The 22307-nt window shown below is 65.4% G+C and carries 22 protein-coding genes and 1 tRNA gene; 7 read left to right on the forward strand and 16 right to left on the reverse strand.

Features of this window, described 5'->3' with window-relative positions; genetic code table 11:
• Positions 1-9 precede the first annotated feature (9 nt).
• From AC1ROK_RS10720 to acs, 5 genes are all read right to left on the reverse strand, one after another.
• Positions 10-1035 carry a glycosyltransferase family 4 protein gene (locus tag AC1ROK_RS10720; protein ID WP_492846643.1) on the reverse strand — a complete coding sequence of 342 codons (1026 nt, stop codon included), beginning with the start codon at positions 1033-1035 and terminating at the stop codon, positions 10-12.
• A gap of 146 nt (positions 1036-1181) precedes the next feature.
• The gene (locus AC1ROK_RS10725; RefSeq protein WP_492846645.1) at positions 1182-1997 is read right to left on the reverse strand and encodes a UDP-2,3-diacylglucosamine diphosphatase; all 816 of its coding nucleotides are present in this window, start codon (positions 1995-1997) and stop codon (positions 1182-1184) included.
• 136 nt (positions 1998-2133) lie between these two features.
• The gene (locus tag AC1ROK_RS10730; RefSeq protein ID WP_492846647.1) at positions 2134-2634 is read right to left on the reverse strand and encodes a cupin domain-containing protein; all 501 of its coding nucleotides are present in this window, start codon (positions 2632-2634) and stop codon (positions 2134-2136) included.
• The gene (locus AC1ROK_RS10735) at positions 2618-3721 is read right to left on the reverse strand and encodes a glycoside hydrolase family 3 protein (protein ID WP_492846649.1); all 1104 of its coding nucleotides are present in this window, start codon (positions 3719-3721) and stop codon (positions 2618-2620) included. Before AC1ROK_RS10735 ends, AC1ROK_RS10730 begins: the two co-directional genes overlap by 17 nt.
• Before the next feature lie 226 nt (positions 3722-3947).
• Positions 3948-5891 carry an acetate--CoA ligase gene (gene acs / locus AC1ROK_RS10740; protein ID WP_492846651.1) on the reverse strand — a complete coding sequence of 648 codons (1944 nt, stop codon included), beginning with the start codon at positions 5889-5891 and terminating at the stop codon, positions 3948-3950.
• A 175-nt stretch (positions 5892-6066) separates the two neighbouring features.
• On the opposite strand from acs, the gene AC1ROK_RS10745 reads away from it, so the two are divergent.
• Entirely contained in the window at positions 6067-6633 is a 567-nt protein-coding gene (locus AC1ROK_RS10745; RefSeq protein ID WP_069910506.1) for a hypothetical protein, read from the forward strand.
• Positions 6634-6659: 26 nt separating this feature from the next.
• Here the strand turns inward: AC1ROK_RS10745 and AC1ROK_RS10750 are convergent, their stop codons facing one another.
• From AC1ROK_RS10750 to AC1ROK_RS10765, 4 genes are all read right to left on the reverse strand, one after another.
• Positions 6660-7988: a lipopolysaccharide biosynthesis protein gene (locus AC1ROK_RS10750; RefSeq protein ID WP_492846653.1), complete on the reverse strand. Its 1329-nt coding sequence runs from the start codon at positions 7986-7988 to the stop codon at positions 6660-6662.
• Positions 7985-9142 carry a lipid II:glycine glycyltransferase FemX gene (locus AC1ROK_RS10755; protein ID WP_492846655.1) on the reverse strand — a complete coding sequence of 386 codons (1158 nt, stop codon included), beginning with the start codon at positions 9140-9142 and terminating at the stop codon, positions 7985-7987. The genes AC1ROK_RS10750 and AC1ROK_RS10755 overlap by 4 nt, the downstream gene beginning before the upstream one ends.
• Positions 9143-9250: 108 nt before the next feature.
• Complete coding sequence (locus tag AC1ROK_RS10760; protein WP_492846657.1) at positions 9251-9952, reverse strand: TerC family protein; 702 nt, start codon at positions 9950-9952, stop codon at positions 9251-9253.
• Positions 9953-10224: 272 nt separating this feature from the next.
• Positions 10225-10300 (reverse strand) — tRNA-Lys (locus AC1ROK_RS10765).
• 126 nt (positions 10301-10426) lie between these two features.
• Here AC1ROK_RS10765 and AC1ROK_RS10770 point away from each other — a divergent pair.
• Complete coding sequence (locus AC1ROK_RS10770; RefSeq protein ID WP_492846659.1) at positions 10427-11296, forward strand: mechanosensitive ion channel family protein; 870 nt, start codon at positions 10427-10429, stop codon at positions 11294-11296.
• 73 nt (positions 11297-11369) lie between these two features.
• Here the strand turns inward: AC1ROK_RS10770 and msrA are convergent, their stop codons facing one another.
• A complete protein-coding gene (gene msrA, locus AC1ROK_RS10775) occupies positions 11370-12014 on the reverse strand; it encodes a peptide-methionine (S)-S-oxide reductase MsrA (RefSeq protein WP_492846661.1) in 645 nt (214 codons plus the stop codon).
• A 160-nt stretch (positions 12015-12174) separates the two neighbouring features.
• On the opposite strand from msrA, the gene AC1ROK_RS10780 reads away from it, so the two are divergent.
• The 3 genes from AC1ROK_RS10780 to AC1ROK_RS10790 all read left to right on the forward strand — a co-directional run bounded on the left by AC1ROK_RS10780 (position 12175) and on the right by AC1ROK_RS10790 (position 14951).
• Positions 12175-13275, forward strand: a complete 1101-nt coding sequence (locus tag AC1ROK_RS10780) for a pyridoxal phosphate-dependent aminotransferase (protein ID WP_492846663.1) — start codon at positions 12175-12177, stop codon at positions 13273-13275.
• Between the two features lie 119 nt (positions 13276-13394).
• Entirely contained in the window at positions 13395-14021 is a 627-nt protein-coding gene (locus tag AC1ROK_RS10785) for a hypothetical protein (RefSeq protein WP_492846665.1), read from the forward strand.
• 18 nt (positions 14022-14039) lie between these two features.
• Positions 14040-14951: a S8/S53 family peptidase gene (locus AC1ROK_RS10790; protein WP_492846666.1), complete on the forward strand. Its 912-nt coding sequence runs from the start codon at positions 14040-14042 to the stop codon at positions 14949-14951.
• A gap of 84 nt (positions 14952-15035) precedes the next feature.
• On the opposite strand, the gene AC1ROK_RS10795 is transcribed toward AC1ROK_RS10790, so the two are convergent.
• A complete protein-coding gene (locus tag AC1ROK_RS10795; RefSeq protein ID WP_492846668.1) occupies positions 15036-15485 on the reverse strand; it encodes an Lrp/AsnC family transcriptional regulator in 450 nt (149 codons plus the stop codon).
• A gap of 112 nt (positions 15486-15597) precedes the next feature.
• Here AC1ROK_RS10795 and rocF point away from each other — a divergent pair, with 112 nt between their 5' ends.
• Positions 15598-16548 carry an arginase gene (gene rocF / locus AC1ROK_RS10800; RefSeq protein WP_492846670.1) on the forward strand — a complete coding sequence of 317 codons (951 nt, stop codon included), beginning with the start codon at positions 15598-15600 and terminating at the stop codon, positions 16546-16548.
• A 43-nt stretch (positions 16549-16591) separates the two neighbouring features.
• Positions 16592-17704, forward strand: coding sequence for an ornithine cyclodeaminase (gene ocd / locus AC1ROK_RS10805; protein ID WP_492846672.1), 1113 nt, complete (start codon positions 16592-16594; stop codon positions 17702-17704).
• On the opposite strand, the gene AC1ROK_RS10810 is transcribed toward ocd, so the two are convergent.
• The 5 genes from AC1ROK_RS10810 to AC1ROK_RS10830 form a co-directional block, all read right to left on the reverse strand.
• Entirely contained in the window at positions 17596-18540 is a 945-nt protein-coding gene (locus AC1ROK_RS10810) for a glycosyltransferase family 61 protein (RefSeq protein WP_492846674.1), read from the reverse strand. The genes ocd and AC1ROK_RS10810 overlap by 109 nt on opposite strands.
• Before the next feature lie 282 nt (positions 18541-18822).
• Positions 18823-19779, reverse strand: a complete 957-nt coding sequence (locus AC1ROK_RS10815; protein WP_492846675.1) for an endonuclease/exonuclease/phosphatase family protein — start codon at positions 19777-19779, stop codon at positions 18823-18825.
• A 30-nt stretch (positions 19780-19809) separates the two neighbouring features.
• A complete protein-coding gene (locus AC1ROK_RS10820; protein WP_492846677.1) occupies positions 19810-20262 on the reverse strand; it encodes a GNAT family N-acetyltransferase in 453 nt (150 codons plus the stop codon).
• Positions 20263-20376: 114 nt separating this feature from the next.
• Positions 20377-21972: a 2-isopropylmalate synthase gene (locus AC1ROK_RS10825; protein ID WP_492846679.1), complete on the reverse strand. Its 1596-nt coding sequence runs from the start codon at positions 21970-21972 to the stop codon at positions 20377-20379.
• Positions 21973-22086: 114 nt separating this feature from the next.
• The gene (locus tag AC1ROK_RS10830) at positions 22087-22212 is read right to left on the reverse strand and encodes a hypothetical protein (RefSeq protein ID WP_274532685.1); all 126 of its coding nucleotides are present in this window, start codon (positions 22210-22212) and stop codon (positions 22087-22089) included.
• Between the last annotated feature and the right edge of the window lie 95 nt (positions 22213-22307).

Consider the following 22307-nt stretch of genomic DNA (forward strand, 5'->3'; position numbering starts at 1 on the left):
GTGACGGAGTCATGCCGCCTTCGCCGCCGCCTCGCGGACCGGCACCAGCGCCTCGAGGAAGAGGTCGGCGCAACGGGACCAGGTGAAGCCGAGGGCGTGGGCCCGCGCTGCTTCACGGCTGAGGGTCAGGGCGCGGATCACCGCAAAGCCGAGGTCCTCATCGAGCGCTCCGCAGGCCGGGTCGGTCAGGATGTCACGCGGGCCGGTGACGGGATATGCGGCGACCGGCACGCCGGACGCCAGGGCCTCGATCATGACGTTGCCGAAGGTGTCGGTGCGGCTGGGGAAGACGAACACATCGGCCGAACGGTAGAGCCGGGACAGCTCATCGCCGGTCCTCAGGCCGAGGAAGACAGCTTCGGGGTAGCGCGCTGCGAGCTCGGCGCGGGCCGGGCCGTCGCCGACAATGATCTTGGTGCCGGGGACATCGAGCTTGAGGAACGCCTCGACGTTCTTTTCCACTGCGACGCGGCCGACATAGAGCAGATGCGGGCCAGGCAGATCGAGGAACTCGCTCTTGGGTCCGGGCGAAAAGCGCGAGTGGTCGACGCCGCGGGTCCACAGCCGGACGTGGCCGAACTGACGCGCGGCGAGCTCCTCCTGCATCGAGACGGTCGGCACCAGCGTCGCGGCGGCCGGGCCGTGGAACCAGCGCAGGAACCCGTAGGTCCACTCCGTGGGGATCGGCATGCGGGCCGCGACATATTCGGGGAAGCGCGTGTGGTAGCTGGTGGTGAAGGCCAGGCCCTGCTCGAGGCAGACGAAGCGGGCGAGCAGGCCCAACGGGCCTTCGGTGGCGATGTGGATGTGGTCCGGCGCTTCGCGGGCGATCACCTGCCCGATGGTCATCGGGGTCACCAGCGACAGCCGGATCTCCGGGTAGGTCGGCATCGGGAAGGTCCAGAAGCCCTCCGGGGTGAGATAACTCACCTCATGGCCGCGCCCCATCAGCTCCCGGCCGACTGCCTCGAGGCAGCGGACGACGCCATTGGTCTGCGGCAACCAGGCGTCAGTGACGATCAGAACCTTGCGCATCGGCCCCACCCATCGGCAAGCGATGCGTGGGGTTTACGGGAGTCGGGTGACAGGGCTGCGAACGGGCTGTGACGGTGGGATGACGGCGGGTGGGCGGGTGTCACACAGGAGATGACGAAGCGCGGGGCCCCCGCCGCGATGTGAGCTTACTGCCCTGGAACCGCCGGCGCACGCCTGAGCCGCAGCCGGCGCGGCTTGCGCGGCAGCGGGGCTTCGGTCCAGCGGACCAGCTCCAGCACACCCTCGTGCGTCTCGGCCACTGCGGTGCAGCTTTCCACCCAGTCGCCGGTGTTGACGTAATGGATGCCCAGCCGCTCGTGCATGTCGGCGTAGTGGATGTGGCCGCAGATGACGCCGTCGGCGCCGCTTTCGCGGGCCTCGAGCGTCAGCGCTTCCTCGAAGCGGCCGATGACGCTGACGGCGTTCTTCACCTTGTGCTTGGCCCATGCGGAGAGCGACCAGTAGGTCAGGCCCATGCGGCGGCGCACCCAGTTGACGGCGATATTGAGCCGGAGCGCCGCGCGATAGGCCCAGTCGCCGACATGCGCCAGCCACTTGGCGTGGGCGACGACGACGTCGAACTGGTCGCCGTGAATGACCACGTAGGTCTTGCCCTGCGCCGTGGTGTGCACGGTGCGATCGACGAACTCGACCTCGCCGAAATAGGTGCCGAGATACTCGCGCAGGAATTCGTCATGATTGCCCGGCAGCACCACGATGCGCGTGCCGGCAAGCGCCTTGTCGAGGAAGATCTCGACCAACTGGTGATACTCGGGCGGCCAGTACCAGGCCTTGGCCAGCCGCCAGCCATCGACGATGTCGCCGACCAGGTAGATCGTCTCGGCTTCGTGCCAGCGCAGGAAGTCGATCAGCTGGGTAATGCGGGTGGGGCGCATGCCGAGATGCACATCGGAGATGAACAGCGCGCGAACCCGCCGCACCTCCCTGCCCTCTTCGCTCATGCCAAAACCTCTCGCCTTCGGGATCCGGAGTTTAGCCCATTAGACCTATGGGACGGGAGCGCTTTCGGCACGCGCCTGGCCGCGAGGTGGGGAAAACTCCGGCCCTCTTATGTGAAACAGGGCCCGGTGGCCAGCCTTACGGCGCCGGGGTCAGCCGGGTGATCACCTCAGCATGCTGAGGGAAACGGGCCAGGAGCTCGGCCCGGGTGACGAGGATCATGTCCTCCATTTCCCAGCCCGGCGCCACGACCTCGCTGACCAACCCATATTCGCCGGCCGGCAGTTCGGCCGCTTTCCAGACGCCGCCGGCGACCGCAAGGCTCGGCACCTGCCCCGCCGCCAGGTCCGGCCCGAGCACCACAGCTTCATAGCGGCCATCGGGGTGGATCATGTGATAGGTCAGCGGCGCGCCGAAATGGTGGAACTGGATGCCGTCCGAGTGTTTGGTGTGGAAGTGATCCACCGGGGAATCGTCGGTCAGCATGTAGTAGATGCTGGTCATGGTGCCGCGGGGGCCGCGCGCCGTTTCCAGCTTCTCGCGATGCGTCGGGCGGAAGGTCTCGCGGAAGTAGCCGCCCTCAAAATGACCGCCGAGCCCAAGAGCTGCAATGACCTCGGCTTTACTGAGCTTGGACATTCTCGGCTCCGATGCGCGCTTTCAGCGCCACGATGCGCTTGTAGCTTTCTTCGATCCGCGCCTTGAACGCCGGGTCTGCCTCGGCCTCGGCGAGGAGGATGGCGCGGACCTCGTCGCCCAGCGTGGCGCGCTGGTAGGCGGTATTGGAGAACAGCAGCACATCGACGCCGGCCCGCACCGCGTTGACCACGGTCTCTTTGAGGCTGAAATGGTCGCGGATGGCGCCCATCTCGAGATCGTCGGTGATCACCACGCCCTTGAAGCCGAGTTCGCCGCGCAGCTTGTCCTCGATCCATGGCTTGGAGAGGCTCGACGGCATGCCGGACGGGTCGACATTGGTGTCGATCAGGTGACCGATCATCACCATGTCCTCGTAGCCAGCTGAGATCAGCTCGCGATAGGGTTCGAGTTCGCTGTCCTTCCAGGTCTTGGTGATGTCGACAAAGCCCTCGTGGCTGTCGGCCGTGGATGAGCCGTGGCCGGGGAAATGCTTCAGCGAGGTCAGCAGCCCGGCCGCGTGGTGGGCGGCGATCACCTCGGCGGCGTACTCAGCCACCACCTTGCCATCCTTGCCGAAGGCGCGGCCGTACTTGGCGATCACCTGGTTGTTCGGGTTGACCGCGAGGTCGACCACCGGCGCGAAATTGACGTTGAAGCCCCAGGCGGCGACGCCCTGCGCCAGCCCGTCATAAATGGCGCGGGCCTCGGCCGGCGTGTTCTTCGCCGCGACCGAAGCCGCATCGGGGATTTCCTTGAAGCCGGCGGCGCCATCGAGCCGTTCGACAAGCCCGCCTTCCTGGTCGAGGGTGATAAATGGCGGCAGCCCTGATGGGGCCGCATCGCGGAAAGCCGTGTTCATCGCTTCCACCGCCTTGCGGCTCGCGACATTGGTCTTGAGGTACATGACCCCGCCAATGTCACCGGCCGCAATCTCAGCCCTGAGCGCCACCACACCCTTGTCGTCGACGCCGTTGCCGACAAAACCGACGACGATCATCTGCCCCGCCATCTGCTCGAGCGACTGGGCTAAGGCGGGCGAGGCGGCAAGGGGAAGAAGCGTCGCGAGAAGCATCGTGGCGAGGCGCATGAATGAGGTCTCGAGAAATCGGGAACTGGCTTCTGGCAAGAGAATGCGGCGAAACCCCGATGGAGCACATCCACCGGCCCTCATCCCGGCGAACGCCCAGTGCACGAGCCGATCAACACGGGGATACTCTCCGACCCTTCATCGAAGGACCGGAGAGGTCTGCGTTGGTTCTTCCACCGAGCGGTGGGTCCCGGCGTTCGCCGGGATGACGCCGGTGGGTTGAGCCTCAGCGGTTCTGCCGGTTCTCGATCAGGTCCGTCACCACGCCCGGATCGGCGAGGGTGGTCGTGTCGCCGAGCGCGCCGTAGTCGTTCTCGGCGATCTTGCGCAGGATGCGGCGCATGATCTTGCCGGAGCGGGTCTTGGGCAGGCCGGGGGCAAACTGCATCAGGTCGGGCGAAGCGATGGCGCCGATTTCCTTGCGCACCCAGTTCCTGAGCTCGGTCTTCAGCGCGTCGTCGCCCTTCTCGCCGGCCATCAGCGTGACATAGCAGTAGATGCCCTGCCCCTTGATGTCGTGCGGGTAGCCGACCACGGCCGCCTCGGCGACCTTGGGGTGTGCCACCAGCGCGCTCTCGACTTCGGCGGTGCCGATGCGGTGGCCCGAGACGTTGAGCACGTCGTCGACGCGGCCGGTGATCCAGTAGTAGCCGTCCTCGTCGCGGCGACAGCCGTCGCCGGTGAAGTAGTAGCCCTTGTAGGTCTCGAAATAGGTCGAGACGAACCGCGCGTGGTCGCCATAGACGGTGCGCATCTGGCCTGGCCAGCTGTCGGCGATGCAGAGCACGCCTTCGGCCTTGGTCTGCTCCTGGAGCTTGCCCTCGGGCGATAGCACGATCGGCTTGATGCCGAAGAACGGCTTGGTGGCCGAGCCGGGCTTGGCGGCAATGGCGCCGGGCAGCGCCGAAATCAGGATGCCGCCGGTTTCCGTCTGCCACCAGGTGTCGACGATCTCGCAGCGCTCCTTGCCCACATGCTTGTGGTACCAGAGCCAGGCCTCCGGATTGATCGGTTCGCCTACCGAGCCCAGCAGCCGCAGCGACGGCATCGCGTATCCGTCGGGAATGTCACCGCCGGCGCCCATCAGCGCGCGGATGGCGGTAGGCGCAGTGTAGAAGATGTTGACCTGGTGCTTTTCTACCACCTGCCAACAGCGGCCAGCATCGGGATAGCTCGGAATACCCTCGAACATCAGCGTGGTCGCGCCGTTGGCGAGCGGCCCATAGACGATGTAGCTGTGGCCGGTAACCCAGCCGACGTCCGCGGTGCACCAATAAACCTCGCCGGGGCGGTAGTCGAAGACGCGCTCGTGGGTGAGCGAGGCCCAGACGATGTAGCCGCCGGTGGTGTGCAGCACGCCCTTGGGCTTACCGGTGGAGCCCGAGGTATAGAGGATGAACAGCGGATCCTCGGCGTTCATCGGCTCGGGCGGGCAATCGGCCGAGACCTTGGCGGCCTCGTCGGCGTACCAGAGGTCGCGGCCGGCCTTCATCTCCACCGCGTTGCCGGTATTCTTGACCACGATGACGCGCTCAACACCTGGGGTCTTGAGCAGCGCCTCGTCGACGTTCTTCTTCAATGGAATGGTCTTGCCGCCACGGCGGCCTTCGTCGGCCGTCAGCACGATCTTCGAATCGCAGTCGTTGATACGGCCGGCGATGGAGTCGGGCGAGAAGCCGCCGAAGATCACCGAGTGCACCGCACCGATGCGGGCGCAGGCCAGCATCGCCACCGCGGTGTCGATGATCATCGGCATGTAGATGGTGACGCGATCGCCTTTCTTGACGCCGTTGGCCTTCAGCACATTGGCGAAGCGGCCGAGCCGCTCGTGCAACTGGCGGTAGGTGACCTTGTCGTCAGTGCCCGGGATATCGCCTTCCCAGATGATGGCAGTCTCATCGGCACGGGTCGCGAGATGGCGATCGACGCAGTTGGCGGAGATGTTCAGCACTCCGTCCTCGAACCATTTGATCGAGATGTCGGGGTAAGTGTAGCTGGTGTTCTTGATCCTGGTCGGCGCCTTGATCCAGTCGATACGCTGGGACTGCTCTCTCCAGAAGCCTTCAGGATCGCTCAGCGAGCGGGCGTACATCTCTTCGTACTGCGCCGCCGTGGTCCGTGTCCGGGCAACCGCCGCCGCGCTGGGGGCGAACACCAAACTCTCGCTCATCGATAGTCCTCCGATTTTGCGAACCGTTCTAACCAAGCCCTGAGGGTCGGGCAAGCAGACCACTTGCCGCCTTTCGGCCTAGTGGAAGGCGCCGAAACAGTTCGGAAACCCTTGGCGTAAACGCTTTCTCGGCGGTTTCACGCGACAATGCCGGCAATACCATTTGGAGGCTTCGATGCCCGAACTCGGCTATCACGCCGCGCGACCGGACGAACTCGACATGATCCATGCCGAGCTCATGGCGGTGATCGACGAGTCGCCGCACTATTCGGAACGCTTCAAGGAGCATGAGAAAGCTCGCCTGACCAAGGGGTTCCTGCGCGCATTACAGCGCGTCGATCCCTTCCACGTCATCATCCTGACGCAGGACGGCGTGCCCGGCGGCGGTCTCGTTTCCGGGCCGGAGACGGGTTCGATTTTCCGCTACTGGAGCTGGATCTTTCCGTCGCACCGGCAAAGCCGGCTCGGCATCTACGGCATGCGGGTGTTCGACGAGCACTGGGACAACGGCAAATTCCACAAGGCCTTCACCTGGGTACGGCCGGAGAACGAAGTCGCCCTCGCCCTGCTCCGCCGCTACGGCTACGAGCAGGCGGCGCTGCTGCGCCAGCAGATCTTCGGGCAGGACTACGTGGTGATGGAGAAATTCTACACCAAGGTCACCGAGGATTATGACTCGGGCATGAGCATGGGTCGCATCGCCAGGTTCAAGGCACGGGTGGATATGCTGCTGGGGCGGTGACGGCGAGACCGAACGCCCTCAAGCGCCTAGACGTCCTTCACCCGCCGCGCTGCCAACAGGTCCCGGAGCCGCGGCCCGATCGACACGTCGATCCCGGCCATCCGCTTCGCCGTCAGCCACATTGCCGCCGACCAGAAGGTCTGAGCCGCCAGCGCCGCCACTGCGGCGCCCATCAATCCATGCGTCGGCACAAGCAGGATATTGGCTCCGACCAGCACGCCCATGCCGAGCCCGATAGCGGGCAGCGTCGCGTACGGGCGGTCGTGGATCGACAGCACCAAAGCCGCCGGGCCGAACAGCGAGCGCACGCAGAGTGCCAGGCAGAGCACGGCGAGCGGCACCACGCCGGCCTGGAACTCCGGCCCGAACAGCATCAGCAGCAGCGGGCCGGTCAACACCACGATGGCGAACAGCGCCACCGAAATGGCGCAGGCGACGAGGTTGGCCTCGCCGATCTGCTTGAGGAAACCCGCCCGGTCGGCCGCGGCGTTGCGTTCGAACATCTCGGGCAGCGTCACCGCATAGACCGCCGAGACTCCGAAAGCCACCAGCGAGAACACCCGGGTGCAGACGCCGAACACCGCGAGGCTTTCGCGATCGAGGAAATGCGACAGGATCAACAGGTCGATGTCGAAGAAGAAATCGGTGGCGAGCGCAATCACGACCCATGGCAGGGCGAAGCGCCACCAGCGCCTCGGCTCGGTTGCGACCACCGGGCTGGCGTCGGGGACTTGCCTGATGGCGCGCAGTACCCAGGCGAACTGGGCAGCAGCGATCCCGGCGAAGCCGATGGCGAGGAGCCAGATCAGCTCGGCGATCTTCGCTTCGGCATTGCCCGCCATCGCGGCGAGCGCAAAGCAGAAGACGATGAGCAGCGGCCGAAAGATCGTATCGGCGAAGAAGCCGGCGAAAGGGCGCTTCAGCCCCACGAGCAGCGCGCTGTTGCAATAGACGACGGCGGTGGCGAGCGTCATCAGGCAAGCTGGCAGCCAGTGCGCAACGAGCACCCTGCCCGGCTCGCCGAACAATCCGGCCAGCGGATAACCCAGGACCAGCAGAATCAGCGAAGTCACCGCGATGTGGCCGTAGGCGCGCAGCATGAAGCCACGGAGCAGTCGGCCTTCACCCTTCGAGCGATATTCGGCGGCGAAGTAGGTGCCGATGGTCTCGAAGCCGAGCGGCATGACCACGGCGACGATGTTCACAGTGGCAATGATCAGCAGGTATTCGCCGAGGATGTCGGCGCCCCAGAACCGGGCGATGGCCGCCTGGGCAAGGAAGATCACGCCGGCGCCGAACAGCCGGGCCCCGAAGATCACGCTCGATTGCGAAACGAGGCGCTGCCGGAGGCTCATTCGGCGCTCCGCTGCTGGTCGGGCTTGGCGCGATCAGGCCGCAGCCGGTCGACATAGCGGCCGAGCGCGTGTGCAAGCTCGCGGCCTGCGAAGGCGCCTTCGCCGACGAGGCGCGGCCACCAGTGCGCGGCATAGTTGGCGACGGGCGGCACCGGCGTGATGACGCCGCGCTCGCCGACCATGCCCTTCTTGAACTGGTGCAGCCCCTGAAAGCCGTCGGTGCCGCCGAGGTCGTACCAGCGGGCGGCGGTATTGTCGCGCAGCCAGCGGATGATGTGCCAATGGAGGAAGTAGCCGGCGCGCAGCTCGAGCGCCGCGGCGCTGGTGGCGCCATAGAGGTAGACCGCGCGGTCGCCGGCTTTGAAGATGATTGCCCCGGCGACGAGCGCATCGCCATGGCGCACGAAGAACAGCTCGGGCCTCAGCGTGGTGTTCGCCATTGCCATCAGCGCCGGCACGGTGCCGTAGGCCGAATGGTCGGGGAATTTCTTGCGATCGACCATCTGCTCGTAGAGCGCGTCGAACTCGGCCCGCCGTTCGGCTCCGGCGTGCTCGAAGCTCAGGCCCGCCTTGTCGGCCTTGTTCAGGTGATAGCGCCATTTCTGGTGAAAGCTCTTGCGCTGTTCGGCGTCGCTCAGCCGCAGGTTGACGATGTAGCGATCCGGGAACAGCAACTTGGCGCCCTGACGAAAGCCGCGGTGCAGCAGTTGTTCGTATTCGGCGTTGGCGGCGCCCAGCGCCGCGCGCGGCAGCACCGAGAGCATCATCCGGCGGCCGACCGCGTATTCTTCGGACAGCGCTGCGACCATGCGGGCATAGATGGCGTTGGCGTCGGCCGTCTCGGTATGGCGCAGCATCGGCGCCCATTTGGCCACCGCGATCGATCCGAGCCCGAACGGCAGCGGCTGCACCATCACCAGGCAACCACCGACCACCTCATCGGCCAGCGTGAACAGCTGCGGCTCGAGCGCGACGCCCGGCCAGCGGGCGCGTGCGAAGGTGGCCAGTTGCTCCTGGCAGACCCCCTCGAAATCGGCGATCGCATCGTCCCAGGCTTCCGGCTCGACCAGCCGCATGGCGAAACTTGAGGTGACCGGCCGCGATGGCGCAGCGAACTGCGCGACGGGACTGAGCGAGAGGGCGGCAAGGGACATGGACGAAACCCGGCAGGGAACCTGCCGGACGCTATCGTCTCTCGCGTGAGGAAATCCCTACGGCCCGGCTCGCGATGCGAGGAAACTCGGGCCGTGGTTACGCGAGGGTTAGTGGACCGCGGGAACCGCCGGCGCGCCCTTGATCAGCGGGATCATCGGCAACGTGTGGCCGAGCAACTGGTCGGCCCCCTCGTACAGCATCTTCACCGCCACGTAGAGGATGATCACGAGGCCGACCCAGGCGATCCAGCGGTACCGGTGAAGGAGACCAGCCACCAGCGTCGCGGCAACACCCATCAGCAGCACGGAGAGGCCGAGGCCGAAGATCAGCGCCACCTCGTGGTGCTGCGCCGCGCCGGCCACCGCCAGCACGTTGTCGAGCGACATCGACACGTCGGCGATGACGATCTGCCAGACGGCCGCCTTCAGCGTCTTCTTCTTGCTCTTGCCGGCAACCGTGCCGTCGGCATTGAGGTCGGCGTCGGCGAGCGCTTCGGTCGCCTCGTGCTCGTCCTCGTGCGACACCGACAGCTCGCGGTACATCTTCCAGCACACCCAGAGCAGCAGCAGGCCGCCGGCGATCAGCAGGCCGCCGCCGAGCGCCAGCAACTGGGTGGTGATCAGCGCGAAACAGATGCGCAGGATCGTCGCTGCGATGATGCCGATGAGGATGGCTTTGCGACGGAGATCGGCCGGCAGCCCCGCTGCCGCGAGCCCGATGACGACTGCGTTGTCGCCAGCGAGCACCAGATCGATCATGATAACCTGAAAGAATGCCGCAAAAGCCGAAGCATCAAGGCCGAAGGGCATTCCGGGGTATCTCCGCGAGCAAGATGTGGATGGGGCTATGTAAGCGGCGTGGCGAGCCTTGTGAAGAGCGCCGTTAGATCAATTCACGCCCTGCGACTCTTTGTGTGCCCGCAATCGCCGGTTCCACAACGGAGGGGCGGAGCGCTTGAAATCGACTCGGCGACTTGAGCCGCCGCTTCAGCCTCGGACGGACACGGCTGCACCCGCCTTTGGCCCCGAACAGGGCCGGCCGATGCCTGTTCCGGCCGCAATATCAGAGCTTTAAGGGGACTTGGTGGGTGCGCACGGACTCGAACCGTGGACCCGCTGATTAAGAGTCAGCTGCTCTACCATCTGAGCTACGCACCCTGTCCGAGCGGCTGACTATCAGGGGTCCCCCACCTTGTCCAGCACCTATTCGCGTGGCTGTGGACTTTCCTGCTTTTACCAGATTGGTAAGCTAGGGCCCGCAGCGAAACAGCCCACGAAGAGCCGATGAACGAACTGCCGACCGATGCGACCCAAGCCATCTCTCTGCCGCTCCGCTGGCTTGCCGACAATTCGGTGGCGCTGCTGAGCGCGCTCATCGTGCTGATCGCGGGCTGGTACCTGGCGCGCATGCTGTCGCGCATGGTGCGGAACTTCTTGCCCCGGGCCTACGGCGTCGACAAGAATTTCGCCCCGCTGCTGGCGCAGGTGACGCGCTACGGCATCATCATCTTCTCGGTGGTGACGGCGCTGAGTTTTCTCGGCGTCTCCAGCGCCTCGATCTACGCGGTGATCGGCGCCGCCGGCCTCGCCATCGCACTGGCGCTGCAAGGCACCCTCGCCAATATCGCGGCGGGAATCATGCTGGTGTGGCTGCGGCCCATCGCCATCGGCGAATACATCGTCGGCGACGGCGTCGCCGGCGTGGTGGTGGAAATCGGCCTGTTCGGCACGCGCCTCCGTTCGACCAGCGGACTCTACATCTTCACGCCGAATCAGAAGCTCTGGTCGTCGGCGATCACCAATCACAGCCGCGAGCCGCGCCGGCGAATCGACGTGAACATCACGGTCCCGGATACGATCAACGTCGCCGCCGCGCGCCGGACCATGCTGAAGATCGCCACATCGGACAAGCGGGTGCAGGTCGATCCGCCGCCGACGGTGCATGTCGAAAGCTTCGTCGGCGACAAGATCATGCTGCAGCTGCGCGCCTGGGTGCCGACGCCGGAATACCTGCCCACGCTGCGCGACCTGACCGAAAAGGCCAAGCTCGCCATCAACAAGATGCTCACTGCCGACGACCAGCATGCACAGGTCGAGCTCGCCGCCGATCCGCATACCCAGAACGCCGGCGAGCGGACGCCGGATCTGACGTAGAAGCGAATAGCGAATGGCGAACAGCGAGTAGAAGTCCCCTATTCGCCGCCCACTATTTGCTACTCGCTATCCTTCAGGCGTGCCCGTCGAGCCCCCGGAACGCGTCCTTGCCCCAGATGGCTTCGACCTGGCCGTTCTTGCCGCAACCGGCGCGATAGCGGGCATAGTGCTGGGCGCGGGTGAGACCGTTCTGCAGCATCTCACTGCCCTTCCAGAAGTCCTGGTGATAGTCCTCGGCCGGCCAGAAGGCCGGGGCCATGGCGACGATGGTGGCCACGGGCTTGCCGAGCGCGGCAGCGGTCGCCTCCTTGCCGGCTTCGGCGACCTTCAGCTCGGCGTCGGTGCCGGCATAGATCGCCGTCGTGTAGCTCTCGCCGAAATCGCAGAACTGACCGCGGGTCTCGATCGGATCGATCAGGTGGAAGAAGGTGTCGACCAGCTTGTCGTAACTGGTGACCGCGGGGTCGTAGACGATCTTGACCGCCTCGCGATGCCCGGTGGTTTCGGTGACCACCTGCTCGTAGCTCGGGTTGTCGACGTGCCCGCCGATGTAGCCCGAGGTGGTGGAGATAACGCCAGGCGCATGGTCGAAGTCGCTCTCGATCGACCAGAAGCAACCGCCGGCGAAGATCGCCGTTGCCGTCTCGGCGCCCTGCGCGCCGGTCATCCCCAGCGCACCCACGATTGCCACCGCGAGCGCCAGCTTGTTCTTGATCATTGAAGTCCACCCCGAAGGTTTTGGTTGGGTCGATGATTGTCCCGCGCCCGCGTCACGCACAACACAAACTAACGTGCGGCTTGGCGATGTAACCATTGAGATACGTGGTGCGAATGGATGGAGTTGCAGCGCGCTCAGGTCAGGATAAGTTCGCCGCACCATGCGCCCCATCCTTACCCCCCTTGCCCAGTCCCTGCCCTCCACCGTGCCGTTCACCGGTCCCGAAGCACTGGAGCGGCGGACCGGTGTGCCATTCCGAGCGCGGGTCGGGGCCAACGAGAGCGGCTTTGGCCCCTCGCCGAAGGTGATCGACGCAATCGCTGGGGCAGCGAGCGAGGTGTGGATGTACGGCGACCCCGAGGTGCATGAGCTGAAGGCGGCGCTCGCTGCGCATCTCGGCATCCCCACCGTCAATGTCGCGGTCGGCGAAGGCATCGACGGGCTGCATGGGTTGATCGCCAGGCTGATCACTGGGCACGATGATGTCGCGGTGACCTCGCTCGGGGCGTATCCGACCTTCAACTATCACGTGGCCGGCTTCGGCGGCCGGATCGTCGCAGTGCCGTATGCCGGTCACCACGAGGACCTGGGCGACCTCGCCGAGGCGGCCCGGCGCGAGCGGGCGAAAGTGATCTACCTCTCCAACCCCGACAATCCGATGGGCACATGGTGGGGCGCCTCCGAGATCGAACGCTTCATCGCCGAGGTCCCGGAGGAGACGCTGATCCTGCTCGACGAGGCCTATTGCGAGACGGCCCCCGCGGGCACCCTGCCCGCGCTCGACATCGCCCGTCCCAACCTGATCCGTACCCGCACCTTCTCCAAGGCCTATGGGCTCGCCGGCATGCGGGTCGGCTATGCCATCGGCGAAGCCAACTTCATCAAGGCCTTCGACAAGGTGCGCAACCACTTCGGCGTCACCCGGCTGAGCCAGGTTGCTGCGATGGCCGCGCTGGCGGACCAGGACTGGCTCGCGCATGTAGTGGCGAGCGTCGCTGCCGGACGAGAGCGGGTTTGCGCCATCGCAACTGAGAATGGCCTCACCCCGGTGCCCTCCGCCACCAACTTCGTCGCTGTCGATTGCGGCCGAGACGGGGACTACGCCATGCGGGTGCTGAGGGCGCTGGAAGCCCGCGGCGTGTTCGTGCGTAAACCAACGGCACCCGGGCTCGATCGCCACATCCGCATCAGCGTCGGGCGACCGGAGGAGCTCGATGTCGTGGCGGCGGAACTGCCCCGCGCGCTGCGCGACGCCGGCTGATTACACTTATTTAGTTCTGGTTCCGAACACTTCCTTAGCGAAACTGCGCTCTATTGGCGGCTCGATAATGGGGCCATCTCATGGGCAGAGCGCTCGCTGAGGTTGATCGACGAAAAGGCTTGCGCGGGCGGGAGCATTGGCAGGGCGGAATCGCCGCCGGTCTGGTTCTCGCTGCTGTGCTGCTCGCGACATGGTTCTCGCCCGTGGTCGCCCAGGAGCAAGGCGTCGCGATCCACCTGATCGACATGGCGCAGGACTCGGAGCTGTCCGCGACCGCGACAAGCCTCGCCGACGGATGGTACGACGCCTCGGTGAACAGTCGGGTGTCTGGCTACGAGCTTTCCGACGGCACTCCGGTGTCGTTTGCCGGCTGGTATCACAGCGACTGGCCAGATACCCGCGTCGACCTGTTGACGCAGTTCGGTGACGACTTCGGCCTGCTCTGGGGCTTCAGCACCGGCGAGCGGGGCGAGAAATACACGATCGATCCCAGCATTCGCATCGGCTTCGTCGCCCAGGCTCATCCGGCCGCCAACTCAGTGCTGTCGCTCACCGTGCGGGCGGTCGCCTGGGGTGATCTCAACGAACAGCCCTGCGAGGGCGACTACGGCGACATCGGCGGCATCCAGACCGTCAACTGCCGGCTCGCCGCAACGTTCCTCGCCCCCGAGGAAACGCTGCAGTACCTCGCCCATGCCGAACCCAACCGGCTCCACATTTCGCTCAGCTACAGCGCCAGTTTCTAGCGTACAGGAGTGCACGCCATGACTTCCCGTCTCAAGTCTCTCGTAGTCACAGCCATCGCCGGTCTTGCCCTGTTGGGCGGGGCTTCCACCTCCATCGCCCAGACCACCTCGCCGGTGCTCAGGAGCTGGATGAGCCCCGACATCGCCGACGCGTGGACCAAGGGCTACAAAGGCCAGAAGACCACCATCACCATCGTCGACGATTTCACCAGCGGATCGAAGTTCACCGGCAACCTCGGAACCGGTTCGCTGCTCTACCGGCACGGCGAATGGACCCGGCTGGAAGCCAGCATGATCGCGCCGCTGGCGACGATCAAATCGCAGAGCTTCTATTCCGGCACGACAGTTCCGCTTGCGAGCGGCCTCAACGTACTCAACCTCAGCTATGGCATGTATGCCAAGGGCACCTACAGCCTCGGCCAGCTGGGATGGAGTGCGCAGGAATCCTCGATCATCAGTTATGCCAAGTACGGCAAGGCGGTGGTTGTCAAAGCTGCGGGCAATGACGGCATCGCCATCGGATCGACCAACGCGGCCGGCAACAAGGACTTCCTGAACCTCGCACTGGTCGGCGCGCCGTCGGCGCTCTATGTCGGGGCGCTCACCACCAATGGCACCCTGGCGAAGCCCGCCAGCCTTGCTTCCTATTCGAACAAGGCCGGTACCAACACCGCGGTGCAGAGCCACTTCCTGGTGGTCGGGGTCGAGAGCAGCAAGACCGGTCTCGCCGGCACGTCGTTCGCCGCGCCGATCATTTCGGGCTACGCCTCGATCCTGGGCAGCAAGTTCACCACGGCGACACCGACCCAGATCACCAACCAGCTGCTGAACACGGCGCGCAAGGACACGCTGCTCAACTACAACGCGGCGACCTTCGGCATGGGCGAGGCCAGCCTCAGCCGTGCGCTGGCGCCGCTGACGATCCGTTAGGATGAGGCTGGCGCGCTGCCTCGTGACATCCCTGCCCGGGGATGTCACCCACACGCGCAGGCGCCACCATTACCGAGGCGCCTCTCAGCCCAGTTCCTTCCGCGTTCCCAGCAGGATGCTCGTCTCGGTATTGGCGATACCGTCAATCTGGCGGACCTTGCGCAGCAACTCGTCGAACTCACGAAGCGTCGGCGTCTCTGTTTCGGCCACCACGTCCCATCGGCCATTGGTGGTGTAGAGCCTGCGGATTTCCGGAAAGCCGGCAAGGCGGCGGATGATCTGCTCGGAGTTCTTGCCGTCGACCTCGACCATGGTAACGGCGCGCACTGCATCGGCGCGCCCCTGGGTCTGCACCACCACAGTGTACCCGGCGATGGCGCCGGATCGCTCCAACCGTTCCATCCGCGCCGTCACCGTGGCTCGCGAAACGCCGAGCTGCGATGCCAGCTTGGCGACGGCCATCCGTCCGTCGGTGCGCAGCAAGGCGATCAGACGGTAGTCAAGATCATCAAGGCTGGCTGTACCATTCGTCACTTGTGGCTCGCATTTTGTACAGTGCACTGCGCATTCTTATCACTTGTTCGGCTTTTCGTCAGCATCGCTCAGCCCCCACATAATGGGAACCATCGCTATCGAGGATCCCGAGATGCTCCACGACGCCCGCGCCCGCCGCCCTTCTACCGGCAACCGCATCGACCTGATCGGGGTGCCGACCGACGCCGGCGCATCATGCCGCGGCGCCGCGCTCGGGCCCGACGACCTGCGTACGGCGGGATTGGCGGAGCGGCTGGCCAGCCTCGGCTATGCCGTGGCCGACCTCGGCGACGTCAATGTGGACCGCAGGCTGTCGCCCGCGGCGGAGATCGAGGCCCTCGCGGCAGGCGCCAGCCAGGCCGGCTATCGCAGCCTCGAGAACGGTGCTCGGCCGGTATTCCTCGGCGGCGATCACTCGATCTCCATGGGTTCGGTCGCCGGTGTCGCCCGGCATTGCCGCGACGCCGGCCGGCCGCTGTTCGTGCTGTGGTTCGATGCGCATGGCGATTTCAACACCTGGGCCACCACCGAGACCGGCAATATCCATGGCATGTCGCTGGCGCGCCTCTGCGGCGAGCCGGGCTTTTCCAATGACGACAGCTGGTTCGCACCTGTCGATCCGGACAACGTCATGATCCTTGGCGCCCGCGCGCTCGACTGCGAAGAGGCTCAGCTGATTGACGAACGCGGCGTGCAAGTGGTGGACATGGACGTTGTCCGCGTCGCTGGCGTCGCCGCCCCGCTCCGTCGCTTCCTCGACCGCGTCGAGGCCGCGAACGGCCACCTGCATCTGTCGCTCGACGTCGATGCCATGGACCCGAGTCTCGCACCCGGTGTCGGCACTACAGTGCCCGGCGGCCTGACGCTCGCCGAGGGTCAGTTGGTGATGGACATGCTGCACCGCAGCGGCCGCGTCGGTTCGCTCGACCTGGTCGAACTCAACCCCATTCTCGACCGCCATGGCGGGAGCGCCGATCTGATGGTCGACCTCGCCGCCCGCCTGTTCGGCGAAGGTTCGCCAATGCCGCGGGCGCCGGACCTTCGTGACTTAGCGACAGCCTGACACCCGACCGAAGCCTGACTGCTTCCCAAAGTAAGAGGCCCAAATGACCCAGTTCATCGGCACCAGCGACATCCGCGCCCTGCTCCGGCGTACCGGTATCGAGCCCTTCCTCACCGGTCTCGCCGGTTACATCGAGGCCGATTTCCGCCGCTGGGAGAGTTTCGAGAAAGCCGCGCGCCTTGCCAGCCACAGCCGCAACGGCGTGATCGAGCTGATGCCGGCCTCCGATGGCGAGCTCTACGCCATGAAGTTCGTCAACGGGCACCCCGGCAACACGGCGGCCGGCAGGCTGACCGTCACCGCCTTCGGGGTTCTCGCTGATGTGGCAACGGGATATCCGGTTCTGGTGTCGGAAATGACCATCCTCACTGCGCTCCGCACCGCGGCGACCTCTGCTGTCGCGGCGCGCGCCCTGGCTCGAGCGGATAGCCGGGTACTGGCCCTAATCGGCGCCGGCGCGCAGTCGGAATTCCAGGCCCTCGCCTTCAAGGCGCTGCTGGGAATCGAGGAAGTGCGGCTGTTCGATATCGACGCCGAGGCGATGGACAAGTTCTGCCTCAACCTCGCCACCAGCGGCCTACGCATCATCCGGGCCAGTTCTGTCGCGGAAGCCGTGGGCGGCGCAGACATCATCACCACCTGCACTGCCGACAAGACACAGGCACAGGTGCTGACGCCGGACCTCGTGGTACCCGGCATGCATCTCAACGCCATCGGCGGCGACTGTCCGGGCAAGACCGAGCTCCACCCCGATATCGTCGCCAATGCCGCGGTGTTCACCGAGTACACGCCGCAGACCCGGATCGAGGGAGAGATCCAGCAACTGCCGGCGGCCTTCGCGGTCACCGAGCTTTGGCAGGTACTTGCCGGCAAGGCGCCCGGACGTCGCTCGGCCGGGGAAGTCACGCTGTTCGACTCGGTCGGCTTCGCCATCGAGGATTTCTCGGCGCTCCGCCACGTCCGCGACCTGAGCCAGGCCGACAACCGTGACATCGACCTGATCCCGGATCTCGAAGACCCGAAGGATTTATTCGGGCTGGTGGCGCCTCAGAGTCCAAAGTGGGCGACGATCGCGGCCTCGACCGCAGCAGGATCGACGCGCCAATCCCAGTCTCCAAAGCCACTAGCGACGCCCTCCGGCTCGCCGAACACATAGCCAAGCTGGCCCTCGCGCTCATTGATCAGCACGTCGGTACGCATGAACCATGCCCTTGAGCTGACCATCAGTATCCTGGTTTCGGGACGACTGAACACGGTGCTGTGCATAGCGGCCCCACCCAGCCCGGCAATCATCTTGGCTTCGCTGAACAAGGCAATCTGGGCCTCGACCGGCAGCGTCTCCGGATGGACGATGCGAAAGCGATACCGCTCGAACAGCGCCTCGATCTCGACCTCATTTATGAGACGACGTCGGCGTAGCCGCGAGCGGGATATGAAGATGCGTTCGGCGCGCTCGCCCCGTGACGCGCTTCCAAGCGCGGCCAGCCGAGCGAACACGTCGCGCGCCAGCGGGTTGATGAACTGCTCAAGGTAGACAAGCCGGTCGGGCAGGTACGCCCTGCGGCAGAACAGCGGTTCGCGATAGTAGCGAACGCGCGACTGGGCGACGCCCAGTCCCTCGAATAGCGCACTGACGGTCGCCGACTTCGGAATGGAGGTCGCAATCTCGATGCCAGCAGGAACCTTGTCGAGCAGCATAAGCCGCGTCAAAGCCTCAAGTAAGTTGTGGCCATAGTTGTCGGTGAAGTAGCAGTCCACCACGAAGACTTCTTCGGCTTCAGCCGGAGATCGAAACGCTCGAGGTGGGCGCGACCTCAGCCCGCTGAGCGCCTTCTGATCGATGATCACGCCCCGGCTCTGCGGCAACACGACAGCAGTTCGTCGGTCCACGAACAGGTGTCCGGGTACAAGCACAACATCGTCGGCAATCGTGACGCCGGGCTCCCCGCCGCTCGCGTGGGTCGGCAAGTCGTCGAACTTTTCAGGGAGCACACTCCCGTAGACCACGGGGCGGGCGACGGGGACGGTGATGGTCGCTGGCTGCGCAGGCAGTGGCGAGGGACGCCGCCACGGTGGAGGGCGAAAACGCAAGCGCTGCGGTCGAGCGAAGCCCCACAGACCGAAAAGCCACCAGCGCCCCAAGCGACCTGCCTGTCGCACCCGCTCGAGCGCGCTGCGCCGAAAGTCCCGCCACCTCATGCCTGCCCCCGCAAAGCTGAGCCCTGGAGATGCACTCGAAATGCCTGATCTGGCAAGTCACGGTGCGATGATGGGTCATTGCGGCAGCTCGTTTCCGGCCAGCGCGATCTCGGCCAACAGCCCGCGGTGGTTGGAGCCCATGGCGTCGTCCAGCGCGTTCACCTCGGTGATCATCAGCGGCGCCCGGGTGAAGATGTTGTCGATCGGGACGCCCAGCGGGCCGAGACGGACCGGCCAGGTGGCGGGGTAAGACGGGCCGGGCACCAGGCTCCGCCGGCGGAGCAGCCCGTCGATGCTGGCGGACCAGGCTGCAGCGTTGAAATCGCCGGCCAGCACCAGCGGGCCGTCGAGCCGGCCGATGACCGCGCCGAGCTTGGCAAACTCCTCGGCGGCAAAGTCATCGAAATAGGGCTTCACCAAGTGTGCCGCGACGATATTGAGCTTTTGCCCGTCGATCGTCGTGCTGGCGGTCACCAGGCGATTCTGCCACGCCCCGCTCATCGACTGCACGGTGATATCGCCAAGCGGCGTCCGCGACAGGATCACCACGCCACCGCAGCGTGAACCGTCGCCGCAGCCGACGAAGTATGGATAGGCCGCGCGCAGGATTTCAACGTGGCTGGCGATCGGCGCCGCCTCCATCAGCACGGCCACATCAGCGTCCGACCCTGCGATGAAGCGGGCGATGTTCTCGCCGTTCTGGTTGTTCGACAGCAGGTTGAAGCTCAGCAGCTTGAGCAGCGGCTTGCTCTGAGTGGCGGCAAGCGCGATGCGCGGCTCCTGCTGATGGTAGATGATCGCCACGCCCTGCCCGGCACTGATCGCGAAGACGAGCGCCAAGACCCAAGCTCGACGCCAGGCGCCGCCGATGAACAACAGCACCGCCAGGCCGAGCAGCGCCGCGGCGATGTGGAAACGCAGCGACTGCAGCAGGGCCTGGCCCGGAATCCCGAGGTCAACGCTCACGGCGAACAGCACACCGGCAACCACCAGGGCCAGGGCGGTAAGCCCACCCCGGAGTTCTCGCAGCATGTAGGCTCCAGCTGTTCGAGTCGGCACAGCCTAGCCGATCGGCCTAGTCATCTGCACGCAGTTGCGGGCGAAAGTCGCAAGCTCTTCCTCGTCCCAAACTTCAGCCGTCCAGCCGAGCTTCTGGTAGAAGCCGACGGCGTCGCGGGCGGCGTTGAGCCACAGCCGCTTCATGCCGCGCGCCCTGGCGAAATCGATGAGCAAGGCCTCGAGCACCGAACCGTGTCCCTGCCGCTGCAGCTGCGCCACGATCGCGACCAGGCGGACGATGCCGCCTTCGCCACGCGGATCGAGCCGAGCCGTGCCGATCGGAACACCGTCGTTGATGAGTATGAACTTGCTGTGCGTCGGCTCCGTATCGTGCGGATGCGCTCGGTCGTAGACGAGCCCGGGATGACGTTCCTCGGTGAACAGCACTTCGAGCCGGATCCGATGCATCGCCTCCCAATCCGCAGGTGAAGCCAGCTCCCGCAGTTCGTAGGTCATTCGTCGCCTTCCTTGTTCCGATCAGAAAAGAGCCGCCCGAGAGGCGGCTCCGAGGGGCCCGATGAGAAAGAGCCGCCCCGAGGGCGGCTCCGAAGGTGTCGGCGGCGGCGCGGATCAGCTTGCCGCTGCGGCTTCCGTGGCGCCCTGCGCCGCCGCGCCGCGTTCGAGCAGCAGGCGGTTATAGGCGTTGATGTAGGCGCGGGCCGAGGCGACGAGGGTGTCAGGCTCGGCGGCGTTGCCGGAGACGATTCGGCCGTTCATTTCGAGCCGCACATGGGCGCTCGCCTGCGCGTCGGTGCCGCCTGTGACGCCGTCGATGGCATAGAGCACCAGATGCGGATCCTTGCCCACGGCCTGCTTGATGGCGTTGAAGATCGCATCCACCGAGCCAGTGCCGTCGAACGAGGCCTTCACCTCGACGCCGTCTATGGTGATGACGAGGTCGCAATGGTGCACGCCGCCGGTCTTGGAGATCACCTCCATATCCACCAGCTTGATGCGATCATCGACCGACCCGGCTTCGTCATCGACCAGCGCCACGATGTCGGCGTCGTAGACGTGCTTCTTGCGGTCAGCCAGATCCTTGAAGCGGACAAATGCTTCCTGGAAGGCATTATCGCCAAGGTCGTAGCCCAGTTCCTTCAACTTATCCTTGAAGGCGGCGCGACCCGAGTGCTTACCCATCACCAGGGTGGTTTCCTTGATGCCGACCGAGGCCGGCGTCATGATCTCATAGGTCTGCGCGTTCTTCAGCATGCCATCCTGGTGGATGCCGCTCTCGTGTGCGAAGGCATTCTTGCCGACGATCGCCTTGTTGTATTGTACCGGGAAATTGGCTGCCGCCGAGACGATCCTGCTGGCGCGGCTCAAATGGGTCGAGTCGATCTCGGTGTCATAGGGCATGGCGTCGCCACGCGTGCGCAGCGCCATCACCACTTCCTCGAGCGCCGCGTTGCCGGCACGCTCGCCCAGCCCGTTGATGGTGCACTCGATCTGTCGCGCACCGCCCCGGACGGCGGCCAGCGAGTTGGCGACGGCGAGGCCGAGATCGTTGTGGCAATGGGCCGAGAAGATCACCTTGTCGGCGCCCGGAACCCGCTCGATGATCGAGCGGAACATCGCCTCGTGCTCGGCCGGGATGGCGTAGCCGACCGTATCGGGCAGGTTGATGGTGGTTGCGCCGGCCTTGATGGCGAGCTCGACGCAGCGTGCCAGGTAATCGATCGGGGTGCGGGTCGCGTCCATCGCGCTCCACTCGACATTGTCGATGAGGTTGCGGGCCTGCGCCACGGTGGCCGAGATGATCTCCAGCACCTGCTCTTCGGTCTTCTTCATCTGGTGGGCCAGATGGATCGGCGAAGTGGAAACGAAAGTGTGGATGCGGCCCTGCCTGGCGTGGCGCACCGCTTCGCCGGCGCGGGCGATGTCGCCCGGGATGGCGCGTGCGAGGCCGGCGACCACCGAGTTCTTCACCTGCTTGGCAACGGCCACCACAGCTTCGAAATCACCATTGCTGGCAATGGGGAAACCGGCCTCGATGATGTCGACGCCCATCTCGTCGAGGGCCTCGGCGACCTGGAGTTTCTCCTCCAGCGTCATGGTCGCGCCAGGGCTCTGCTCGCCGTCACGCAACGTCGTATCGAAGATGAAGACGCGGTCCTTGTTGGAAGAGCTTGCTTTGTTGCTCGCTGCCGCTGCCTGGGTGCTCATTGCTGTTTTCCTATCAAACGGCCGGGGTTCGAAAACCGTCGCGACCGGACAAATCGTTGTTCGGTGATTCTGCGCGCTCCCCTGACCACCCGCTCGCTAGCGAGCTGTCGGCTATCAGGGGCTGATAAGAAGGAGAAGCAGGGCGGCCGGAAGCAGCAGCAGAGCGGCCGCAATCATCAGCCGGCTCTCACGAGCCTTCTGCTGGGCGGCGGCTATGGCAATGGCGCGGTTGCGCTGCATTCGTCAGACCAAAACTAGCTACGAAGCAAATACTGCGCGAATTCCCGCGCTTGCGCAAGCCTTTGCGCAGCAGCGGATAACGGAAGATGAAGCGG

This window comes from Devosia sp. GW821-FHT12F11 (assembly GCF_058806655.1).

Excerpts from the sequence above, each read along its gene's own strand:
- AC1ROK_RS10720 (WP_492846643.1), bottom strand. The coding sequence starts at position 1,035 with ATGCGCAAGGTTCTGATCGTCACTGACGCCTGGTTGCCGCAGACCAAT.
- AC1ROK_RS10725 (WP_492846645.1), bottom strand. The coding sequence starts at position 1,997 with ATGAGCGAAGAGGGCAGGGAGGTGCGGCGGGTTCGCGCGCTGTTCATC.
- AC1ROK_RS10730 (WP_492846647.1), bottom strand. The coding sequence starts at position 2,634 with ATGTCCAAGCTCAGTAAAGCCGAGGTCATTGCAGCTCTTGGGCTCGGC.
- AC1ROK_RS10735 (WP_492846649.1), bottom strand. The coding sequence starts at position 3,721 with ATGCGCCTCGCCACGATGCTTCTCGCGACGCTTCTTCCCCTTGCCGCC.
- acs (WP_492846651.1), bottom strand. The coding sequence starts at position 5,891 with ATGAGCGAGAGTTTGGTGTTCGCCCCCAGCGCGGCGGCGGTTGCCCGG.
- AC1ROK_RS10745 (WP_069910506.1), top strand. The coding sequence starts at position 6,067 with ATGCCCGAACTCGGCTATCACGCCGCGCGACCGGACGAACTCGACATG.
- AC1ROK_RS10750 (WP_492846653.1), bottom strand. The coding sequence starts at position 7,988 with ATGAGCCTCCGGCAGCGCCTCGTTTCGCAATCGAGCGTGATCTTCGGG.
- AC1ROK_RS10755 (WP_492846655.1), bottom strand. The coding sequence starts at position 9,142 with ATGTCCCTTGCCGCCCTCTCGCTCAGTCCCGTCGCGCAGTTCGCTGCG.
- AC1ROK_RS10760 (WP_492846657.1), bottom strand. The coding sequence starts at position 9,952 with ATGCCCTTCGGCCTTGATGCTTCGGCTTTTGCGGCATTCTTTCAGGTT.
- AC1ROK_RS10770 (WP_492846659.1), top strand. The coding sequence starts at position 10,427 with ATGAACGAACTGCCGACCGATGCGACCCAAGCCATCTCTCTGCCGCTC.
- msrA (WP_492846661.1), bottom strand. The coding sequence starts at position 12,014 with ATGATCAAGAACAAGCTGGCGCTCGCGGTGGCAATCGTGGGTGCGCTG.
- AC1ROK_RS10780 (WP_492846663.1), top strand. The coding sequence starts at position 12,175 with ATGCGCCCCATCCTTACCCCCCTTGCCCAGTCCCTGCCCTCCACCGTG.
- AC1ROK_RS10790 (WP_492846666.1), top strand. The coding sequence starts at position 14,040 with ATGACTTCCCGTCTCAAGTCTCTCGTAGTCACAGCCATCGCCGGTCTT.
- rocF (WP_492846670.1), top strand. The coding sequence starts at position 15,598 with ATGCTCCACGACGCCCGCGCCCGCCGCCCTTCTACCGGCAACCGCATC.
- ocd (WP_492846672.1), top strand. The coding sequence starts at position 16,592 with ATGACCCAGTTCATCGGCACCAGCGACATCCGCGCCCTGCTCCGGCGT.
- AC1ROK_RS10815 (WP_492846675.1), bottom strand. The coding sequence starts at position 19,779 with ATGCTGCGAGAACTCCGGGGTGGGCTTACCGCCCTGGCCCTGGTGGTT.
- AC1ROK_RS10820 (WP_492846677.1), bottom strand. The coding sequence starts at position 20,262 with ATGACCTACGAACTGCGGGAGCTGGCTTCACCTGCGGATTGGGAGGCG.
- AC1ROK_RS10825 (WP_492846679.1), bottom strand. The coding sequence starts at position 21,972 with ATGAGCACCCAGGCAGCGGCAGCGAGCAACAAAGCAAGCTCTTCCAAC.
- AC1ROK_RS10830 (WP_274532685.1), bottom strand. The coding sequence starts at position 22,212 with ATGCAGCGCAACCGCGCCATTGCCATAGCCGCCGCCCAGCAGAAGGCT.